We start from the raw sequence: 8,689 nt of genomic DNA, 5'->3' as shown, positions 1-8,689 counted from the left end.
AGCAGAATGGCCCGCCGTCAGGGTCGGGCCACCGAATAAGCCTCGGGTGGGCTACCTTTACGTTCTGGCCGCAGCGTGTTTGTGGGGGCTGCTGGGGGTGGTCTCCAAAGCGGCCTTTGAACAGGGGGTCAGCCCCCTCGAGGTGGCTTTCTGGCGGGCCGCTCTGGGGGCGGTCTTGTTTGGAGCCCAGGCCTTCCTGATTCAAAAAATGCTGGTGCTGCGCAAAGACCTGCTCCCGGTGGCCGGGTTTGGTCTGGTGGGAATTTCGTTGTTTTACGGAGCCTACCAACTGGCCATCCAGAGCGGGGGCGCAGCCCTGGCCTCGGTCTTGCTCTACACCGCCCCGGCCATTGTGGCCCTGCTCTCCTGGCTGTTTTTGCGCGAACCCATGAACGCTTTCAAGCTGGGGGCCGTAGCCCTGACCTTGCTGGGGGTGGCGGCGGTCAGTATGCAGGGCGGTGGGGTAGACATCACCCTGCCCGCGATTTTTTGGGGCCTGGTCTCGGCCCTGACCTATGCTACCTACTACCTGTTTGGCAAGCTCTATTTGCACAAATACACCACCCCCACTGTTTTTCTCTATGCGCTGCCGGTGGGGGCCCTGGGGCTGCTGCCCTTTGTAGACTTTGCCCCAAAAACCGCCGAAGCCTGGGGGGCGATCGCTTTTTTGACCGTGGTCTCCACCTTTGTGGCGGTAACGCTCTACTTTGCTGGGCTGCGGCGGCTGGAGGCCACGCGGGCCTCGGTGGTGGCGACCCTCGAGCCGGTGGTGGCGGCCTTCGCGGCCTGGCTCTGGTGGGGCGAGCGGTTCAGCCTGCTGGGGTATCTGGGGGCGGGGCTGGTGCTGGCGGGGGTGCTGGTAATGGTCCTGAGGCCGCAGCCCAGGGTAGCATCTAATCGTTAGGTGGGTGGTGCAGGCTGGAAACCATTCCAGCGGTGCTTTCGGGATGTGGTCAAGGCCGGAGGTAAAGAATGCGTGGGCTGATTCAATCACTGCTGGCTTTATTCGCACTGCTGGGCTTCTCGCTGGCCCAGGAAAAACTACCGGTCACCTTCACCTACGACCCTCCCATGATTCTCGAGGTGCGTTCGGTCAGCGTGCGGGGCAGCTTCAACAACTGGGCCGAGCTGCCCATGCAGAAAACCGAGGCCGGGGTCTGGCAGGCGAGGGTGGAGTTGCCTCGCGGCCCCATCGCGTACAAGTTTTTCATCAACGGACACTGGCCCCGCAACATGTGCGACGACGAGGTCTTCGGCACCCCCCAGGTGGACACCGAGTCGGAGGGCTGCGCCGATGATGGGCAGGGCGGACAGAACGCGCTGCGGGAGGTGGGCCGGGCTGCCGTGGCTCCGCCGCAGGAAGTGGGGCTGGGCTTCGAGCACGACCCCAGCAAAGCCCGGTTTGTCTCGCAGGCCGATGGGCGCCTGTCGGTGCGCTTCCAGGTGCCCCAGGGCAGCATCCAGTCGGCAGTCTTGCAGGCCGATCGAGCCTACCCGATGGCCCGGCAACTGGTCTGGCCGGATGGCGAGATGTGGCGGGTAGCGCTGCCGACCCCGCTGCGACAGTACCGTATCCGGGTAGTAGACCAGGCGGGTGCCGAGCATTCCTTTGGCCCCTTCGCGGCGCCGGAAAACCCCTTCAGAGCGGTGGACTGGGTGGCAGGGCGGGTGGGCTACCAGATCTTCCCCGACCGCTTCTACAACGCCGACCCCAGCAACGACCGCCGGGCCCTCGAGACCTCCCAGGCCGTCTTCGACAAGACCTGGCAGGGCCGGCTGCCCTACCTCTCCCGCTGGACAGACCCGCCGGGGGAGTACCACTGCTGCCAGCAGTATTTTGGCGGCGACCTGGCCGGGGTGTTGCAGCGCCTCCCACACCTGCGCTCGCTGGGCGTAAACCTGATCTACTTCAACCCGCTTTTTGACTCCGGTTCGGCCCACGGGTTTGACACCCACGACTACGTGCGGGTCGCACCCAGGCTGGGCGACAACGCGCTTTTGCGGCGGGTGCTGGACGAGGCCAGACGCCAGGGCATCAAGACCATTTTCGACTTTGTGCCCAACCACACCGGGCTGGGCCACTGGGCCTTCCAGGATGTGGTGAGAAAGGGGCGCGAGTCCCGATTCTGGGACTGGTACTTCATCCGCACCTGGCCCTTTACCCCTGGCGATGGCCGGGCCTATGTGGGCTGGGCCAATCTGGGCAGTCTGCCCAAGCTCAACACCTTCAACCCCGAGGTGCAGGACTACCTGATCCGGGTCTCGAGGTTCTGGCTGCGCTCTGGCTTCGATGGCATCCGGGTAGATGTGGCCAACGAGATCGCGGTGGATTTCGTGCGGAAATGGCGCACCGAGCTCAAGGCGCTAAAACCCGATGTCTACCTGGTGGGCGAGGTCTGGGACTTGCGCCCAGAGTTTTTACAGGGCGACCAGTTCGACTCCTTAATGAACTACCCCGTGGGGCGTGGAGGCTCGCCCCCCGCCTTTGGGGGGGCCCTGGGCTTCGCCAGGGGCGGCCCGCTTCAACATGGGCGGCGGATTCTGGGAGAGCTGGCCAGGGTCTATGCCACCTACCCCGAAGCGGTTGCGGCGATGAGCTTCAACCTGATTGGCTCGCACGATACCCCCCGGGTTCTGACCGACCTGGGCGGGGGAAGGCTGGGTGAGACCCCCTCGGCTGAGCCGCTGGCCCGCCTCAAGCTGGCCTCGGCGGTTCTGTACGCCCTGCCGGGGGCCTCGATGTTTTTCCAGGGCGAGGAGTGCGGCTTTACCGGTGAACGGGGGCAGTGGCCGATCAACGAGCTATACCGCTACCCGATCCAGTGGAATCAGTGCCGGGCCGATGTACTGAGGCACTACCAGTTGCTGGGCCGGCTGCGCAGTCAGACAGCAGCCTTCAGGACTCCGGTCTTCCGCACCTATCTGGGCGAAGGCCCGCTGATGGCCTTCCTGCGGGGGGAGTCGGGCCCTGGTGAGGTGCTGGCGGCATTCAACAACAGCCCCGACCCGGCGGTTTTGCGGCTGCCCGAGGGCCAGTGGCGGGATCTGGTGGAGGGCAGGGTCTACCAGGCTCAAGTAGGTCTGGTTGGGCTCGGATGGCGGTATTTGCAGCGGGTGCGCTGAAGGGGTGGGATGCTGCTGGCTACATGAACGCCCGCAGGCTGAGCCGGATAATCAGAACCAAAGGCTGTGGGCCGAACTGGACAGCAAGACTGCTGGTGAGTTCGTGGTTGTCGGAGGCCTGAATGTAGCTGGTGCTGAGCTGGGCCCGCAGCGGATCCTCCAGCAACAGGTGGGCGCCGAGGTTCCAACTGGCCTCCTCGGTGGCTCGAAAAAGCCACTGTCCGGCCAAAAAATGGCCGGGCAGAAATGGCGGAAGGGCAGGGGCATGGCCGCCTTCCAGAGTCCAGAACCCTTCCCCCAGGCTGCCGCTGAGGCCCAGGACGTAGCGCAGCCGGTCGGTTGCGGGTAGCAGCCAGGTCTCGCCGTAGACCACCAGGCCCGCCAGCGTACCGCTACCGCCCAGCCCAAAGACCGGGTTGGAACGATAAAGCGCATGGGCCTCGAGCTCAAAGCCTTCAAACTCCCGCCGCAGGCTCAGTACCGGCAAGACCCTGCCCGCATCTTCCACAACTGCCAGGCGCACCCGGGCTGCCTCTGGGTTCCAGCTTAGTCGCGCCCCCCAGCGCCCCTGTCGGCTACCCAGGGGGCTCAGGGGCTCGAGGCTGTAGGGCAGGCTGAGGCGGGCTACCTCCAGGGGCAGCCGCTCCAGCCCCAGGCTGACATCCAGTTCGTCTGCGCGGTAGAGCGCATACAGCTCGGTCAGGCCGGCATCGGTGGTCACGGCACTGGAAAAGTTGGCGCCGGGCTCGAGCACCAGGTGGAGGCTTACCGGACTCAGATGGTAGCGGGCCTCGAGGTAGGCCCCCAGGCCCCAGCTGGCACCGGGGGGCAGGCTGCTGAGGGTCAGCGCGGTCGAGAAACGTAGCTCAAAGCGCGTTTGCAGCTCCTGTGCCAGGCCCGGTTGCAGGATCAGCAGAGCCAGCAAGACCGCCAGCCCCCGAGCAGCGAAGCGCGCGCTTTTCATGCTGCGATCTGCCCGTCCTCGAGGCGCACAATCCGGTCTACCCGCTCCAGCAGTCGCGGGTCGTGGGTGCTGAACAAGAAGGTGGCCCCCTGTTCGCGGTTGAGCTGGCGCATGTGATCGATCAGGGCCAGGCCGGTTCTGGAGTCGAGGTTGGCGGTGGGCTCGTCGGCCAGGATAATCTTGGGCTGGGCGGCCAGGGCCCGGGCTACCGCCACCCGCTGCTGCTGTCCGCCCGAGAGCTGGTTGGGTCGCCGGGCGGCAAACTCCCGCATGCCCAGGGCCTCGAGGGCCTGCAGGGCTTTCCCCTCGCGCTCGGCCCGGGACACGCCGCGCAGCTCGAGCACAAAAGCCGCATTCTCCAGCGCGTTCAACACCGGGATCAAGTTATAGGCCTGAAAAACAAAACCCAGGTTCCACAGGCGCAGATCGGCCAGTTGGGCTTTGTTCAGGTTGTCTATGCGCCCCCCTCCCAGCCAGACCTGGCCCGAAGAGGGCTTGTCGAGGCCCCCCATCAGATGCAGGAGGGTACTTTTCCCACTGCCCGATGGCCCGGCCAGGGCCGCAAACTCGCCCGGATGGATCTCCAGGCTCACCCCGCGCAATGCCGGGGTCTCGATGGAACCTACTTTGTATACCTTGGTCAGATCTTCTACTTGCAGTAAGGGTTTCATTGGGCTACCTCGGTTCAGGCGGTAAAGCGCATGGCTTCTACCGGTTCCAGGCGGGCCGCAACCCGGGCAGGCCACCAGGCCGCCAGCAGGCCGGTTGCCAGGGCAAAGCTAAAGGTGATGGGGAGATCCCAGGGGCTCAGGCTCAGGTAGATTATGGTGGGAATTCCTAACCCGGCCACCATCTCGCCATACAGGGCTTCCAGCGAGAATCCGCCATCCAGGGCGGCGATGGCCATCAGCCCCAGCAGACTCCCCACGGCGGCCCCGCCCAACGACAGGAGCAGGCTTTCCAGCACCACCATATGGGTCATCCTGGCGGGGCCAGCCCCCAGCGCCACCATCACCCCCAGTTCCCGCGTGCGCTCGAGCAGGCTCAGGTAGATGGTGTTGAGCACCAAAAGCCCGGCCAACCCAAAAAATATCGCTGTAAAAATGAGCATCACCGGCCGGAGCATATTGAAAATCTGGGCCATGGCCGGGCTGACCTCCCGCCAGCTTTCCAGGCTCAGGGCTGGATCCAGGCCCTCGCGCAGTTCTGCCAGCTGCGGTTCCAGCAGACCATCCTGGTCAAAGCGGGTGAAGGGGAAGTGTAGCTCGATGCGGGTAGCGCTGTCTGGCCCGGCCAGCTCCTGGGCGGCTGCCAGCGAGAGAAAAGCCGTGCGGGCCTCAGTGGCCGCATCGGGGAAGCGGAGCAGCCCTACCAGGGTGTAAACCCCTGCGCCCCGACCCAGGGTGTTCGGGGCGAAGGCGTAGATCGGATCGCCCAGCCTGACCTCGAGCGCCCGGGCCAGCGAAGCCCCCAGGGCGATGCCTTCCAGCTCGCCGGCAGCGGGGAGCCTTCCCTGGGCAAGGTGTTGTTGGGTAAAGCGCTCGAGCAGACGGGGTGGCTGCTGGTTGCCCATCAACAATACCCCTCGGGAGCGGGTCTGGCCTGCAACCAGGGCGGGAACCTCGAGGGCCACCACCCGTTCGCCCAGCCGGGCATCCAGGCGCCCGGCCAGTTGTGCACCCAGCACCACCTCCCCCGAGCTTTCCAGCATCCGCCCCTGGGTGATGGCCTGGGGAATCTCGTTCACCCGACCCTCGAGGGCCGGGTCTACCCCCCTGGCCTGGGCCGGCTCGGCGGTGTAGGCCGAACGGATCAGGGCGGGGAACTCGAGGCGGGGCGCCGCCGCCATCACCCCCGGCTGGGCCCTTACCTGGGGCAGGAAATCCAGACTGGGAAGGTGTTGATCGGGATCCGGGTCGGCAAAATACTGCTGGGTGGTGATCAGTCCTGGGGCGCTCAGATAGCGGGCATGGCCCATAATCATGGACTGGTAGAAGCCATCGTTTATTCCCCAAAAGAGAATGGTGTTGGCGGTGGCATAGGCCACCACCAGCACCAGCAGCCAGGTGCGCCGCTGGTGTCGCCAGAGGTTGCGCCAGGCCAGCCGTAGCAGGGCCAGCAGGCTTGAACCGGGTGATTTCATCTCCATCTCCTACAAAACCTCAAGCAGCGAAGGGGCCGGGGTCGGGTGGCCTAGCCCACCCTTACCCTGGATTTGGACGGCTGTTTCCGCTCTTCCAGGCGTTCTACCATCCCGCGCAATTCCCGTTCGAAGAAGCCGAACAGATCCCGCATCTCCTCGAGGCGCGTGCGTTGTTCGGGTGGGGCGGTCGCCATCAGCTCCAGACCCCTCTCGGCCAGTTGGGTATAGATCGAAAGCGCGGATAGGCGCTTGACGGTCAGGTCAGTCCAGGCACCCGGGCGAATGCGGTAGAAGTCCTGTCGGCTGCCTCTTTTGGGTACCCGCTCTATCAGCATCCCCTGCGTCAGAACCCGGATCATGGTGCTGATGGAAGCCTTGCTGGCCCCCAGGGTCTGGGCCAGTTGGGTGGCACTCTGTTCGGGCGGGTCGCAGACCATCAACCAGCCCAGAATGCGGGCCGCGATGCGCGGCGTGCCAGTCGCCTCGAAAACCAGGGCGAACTCCTCTACAAAATCGTGCAGCGCATCGGGCATAACCCCAAGTTTAGCTAGTCTAATGTGTTTAGTCAATACTGAACCAAATGAACTTCGGGGCTTATCTAACCCAGTCAAAACGGGGTGAACTGGCTTTCACCCCGTTTTAAAGGTTGCCGTTGAGGCTTAGACTGCTTTTCTGGGCGTACCCAGCCAGTTGTAGATCAGCACCACTGCCGCAATCAGGTTGACTACGATGTTCCAGCCACCCGTAGGCAGGCCCAGAAAGCTGCCGGTAAAGAGCCCGATGATCGCCAGGGCGGCAAAGACCAGGCCAATGATGGCCGCCACCATATGGGCCAGCCGGTCACTGGTGAAGTAGCCGTAGAGCAAAACCACGGTGGTAATCAGATAGACCAGCGCCAGGCCGGTATTGCTGGGGATGAAGCCCAGAATCAGGCCACCCGGGGCAAAGAACAGCCCCAGAATTGCGAGCAGGGCAAACACCAGCCCCATTGCTAGATCAATTCCTCGAGCTGACATAGCTACCTCCATCTAGACTTTTGCGACGGTTTTGATCGGGATGGCTTTGGCTTGGGCAACGTCGGACTTGGGCAGGGTTAGCATCAGCATCCCGTTTTCAAACACCGCTTCGGCTTTATCGGTCAGCACTTCGCTGGGCAGTACCGCCGAGCGTTCAAAGCGGGTATAGCGGTGTTCGCGCAGGTGGTAGTTGCGTTCTTTCTTCTCTTCCTCCTTTCTGGCTTCGCCATGAATGCGCAGTACATCGCCACGCACCTCAATCTTGATGTCTTCGGGTTTGAGGCCGGGAATCGAGGCTTTCACCAGGATGTTGTTGCCTTCCTCGTAGATGTCGAGCGGCATGGCAGCAACCCCCTTATCAAGAAAAGGAAACTCTCGACGGAACAGGCTTTCGTCAAACAAGCGCTCGATTTCCCTGCGCATGGTGTCCATTTCGCGCCAGGGATCAAAACGGGCCAACATAACCATCCTCCTTGCTATTCAGTCTGGCGTGGCGTGCGGTGGCAACACGCCGGTGGAGAGCCTGGGGTTTGTCCTCATGGGTTGCGGTTGGCCACCCAACCGAAACCCGGAGGCTTTAGATCAGACCTGGGCTTTTTCAACCCCGGATTCGCGGGAGGCTGACGCCGTCTGAAGGGGGCGGATCAGCAACACCGGCACCGGGGCCTGGTGCACCACCCCTTCGGCCACGCTGCCCAGCAACAGGCGCTCGATACCGACACGCCCGTGGGTGCCCATCACGATCAGGTCTGCATGGTTGTTTTTGGCGTACTCTACAATGACATCGGCCTCACGCTGGGTCTGGGCTCTAATCAGGGCAGTTTTGACCCTGGGGGCCGTGGCCTGTTGTTTGGCGTTGTGCAGAAGGGCCTCCCCTTCTTGCTCCAGGGCCTCGAGGGCTACCTCCCAGTTGAAGGTCCTCATGTCGTTTCCATAGGGGCCAACGACTGGGGTAGGAAGCGGGGGAACCACATGCAGAATCTGCAACTCGGCCCCGAGTTGTGCTGCCAGCAGGTCGGCGAGCTCGAAGGCCGGGCGACCTGCCTGGCTGCCATCCACCGGGGCCAGAATGCGTTCGAACAGGCCCGTGGTGGCTGCAACCTGTCCATCCCCACGCACCAGCAGCACCGGCCCTCTGGACAGACGACTGATCCGCTCAGCCACACTACCCAGGAGCATCTTTCCCAGGCCTTTGCGCCCGTGAGTACCCGCTATGATCAGGTCGCAGTGGCTGCGGTTAGCCAGATGGACGATGCTCTCGGCGATGTCATCGCTCTTCATTAGTTCGGTGTGCAGATCGAGCTGCATCTGCTGGCCAAGCAACGCCCACGGCTCGAGAATATCCCGGGCATGTTGCTTCATGGACTCGGTGGGCTCGGTCAGGCCCCAGTAGGCTGATGGGATCCTCAGGACATGGGCCACCACCACCCCGGCTCTTAGTTT

The 8,689-nt window shown here is 63.6% G+C and carries 9 protein-coding genes; 2 read left to right on the top strand and 7 right to left on the bottom strand.

The window, feature by feature from the left end; all coding sequences use genetic code 11:
* The first annotated feature begins 46 nt into the window (after positions 1-46).
* Positions 47-904 carry an EamA family transporter gene (locus Q0288_RS06330; protein WP_299428847.1) on the top strand — a complete coding sequence of 286 codons (858 nt, stop codon included), beginning with the start codon at positions 47-49 and terminating at the stop codon, positions 902-904.
* A 68-nt stretch (positions 905-972) separates the two neighbouring features.
* Positions 973-3,123, top strand: coding sequence for an alpha-amylase family glycosyl hydrolase (locus tag Q0288_RS06325; protein ID WP_299428845.1), 2,151 nt, complete (start codon positions 973-975; stop codon positions 3,121-3,123).
* 19 nt (positions 3,124-3,142) lie between these two features.
* On the opposite strand, the gene Q0288_RS06320 is transcribed toward Q0288_RS06325, so the two are convergent.
* The 7 genes from Q0288_RS06320 to Q0288_RS06290 form a co-directional block, all read right to left on the bottom strand.
* Positions 3,143-4,087: a hypothetical protein gene (locus Q0288_RS06320; RefSeq protein ID WP_299428843.1), complete on the bottom strand. Its 945-nt coding sequence runs from the start codon at positions 4,085-4,087 to the stop codon at positions 3,143-3,145.
* Positions 4,084-4,758, bottom strand: a complete 675-nt coding sequence (locus tag Q0288_RS06315; RefSeq protein WP_299428841.1) for an ABC transporter ATP-binding protein — start codon at positions 4,756-4,758, stop codon at positions 4,084-4,086. The genes Q0288_RS06320 and Q0288_RS06315 overlap by 4 nt, the downstream gene beginning before the upstream one ends.
* A 14-nt stretch (positions 4,759-4,772) precedes the next feature.
* Positions 4,773-6,230, bottom strand: a complete 1,458-nt coding sequence (locus Q0288_RS06310) for an FtsX-like permease family protein (protein ID WP_299428839.1) — start codon at positions 6,228-6,230, stop codon at positions 4,773-4,775.
* A gap of 50 nt (positions 6,231-6,280) precedes the next feature.
* Positions 6,281-6,763 carry a MarR family transcriptional regulator gene (locus tag Q0288_RS06305; RefSeq protein ID WP_299428837.1) on the bottom strand — a complete coding sequence of 161 codons (483 nt, stop codon included), beginning with the start codon at positions 6,761-6,763 and terminating at the stop codon, positions 6,281-6,283.
* 126 nt (positions 6,764-6,889) lie between these two features.
* Positions 6,890-7,246 carry a hypothetical protein gene (locus Q0288_RS06300; RefSeq protein WP_299428835.1) on the bottom strand — a complete coding sequence of 119 codons (357 nt, stop codon included), beginning with the start codon at positions 7,244-7,246 and terminating at the stop codon, positions 6,890-6,892.
* Between the two features lie 12 nt (positions 7,247-7,258).
* Positions 7,259-7,708 (bottom strand): Hsp20/alpha crystallin family protein, encoded by a 450-nt coding sequence (locus tag Q0288_RS06295; protein WP_299428831.1) that lies wholly within the window; start codon positions 7,706-7,708, stop codon positions 7,259-7,261.
* Between the two features lie 120 nt (positions 7,709-7,828).
* A partial coding sequence (locus Q0288_RS06290; protein ID WP_299428828.1) for a universal stress protein occupies positions 7,829-8,689 on the bottom strand: 861 nt, incomplete at its 5' end.

This window comes from uncultured Meiothermus sp. (assembly GCF_937863175.1).
Classification (GTDB): Bacteria; Deinococcota; Deinococci; order Deinococcales; family Thermaceae; genus Meiothermus.
The sequence above is the reverse complement of the archived record's forward strand: the minus strand, read 5'-3'. Positions and strand labels throughout refer to the sequence as shown.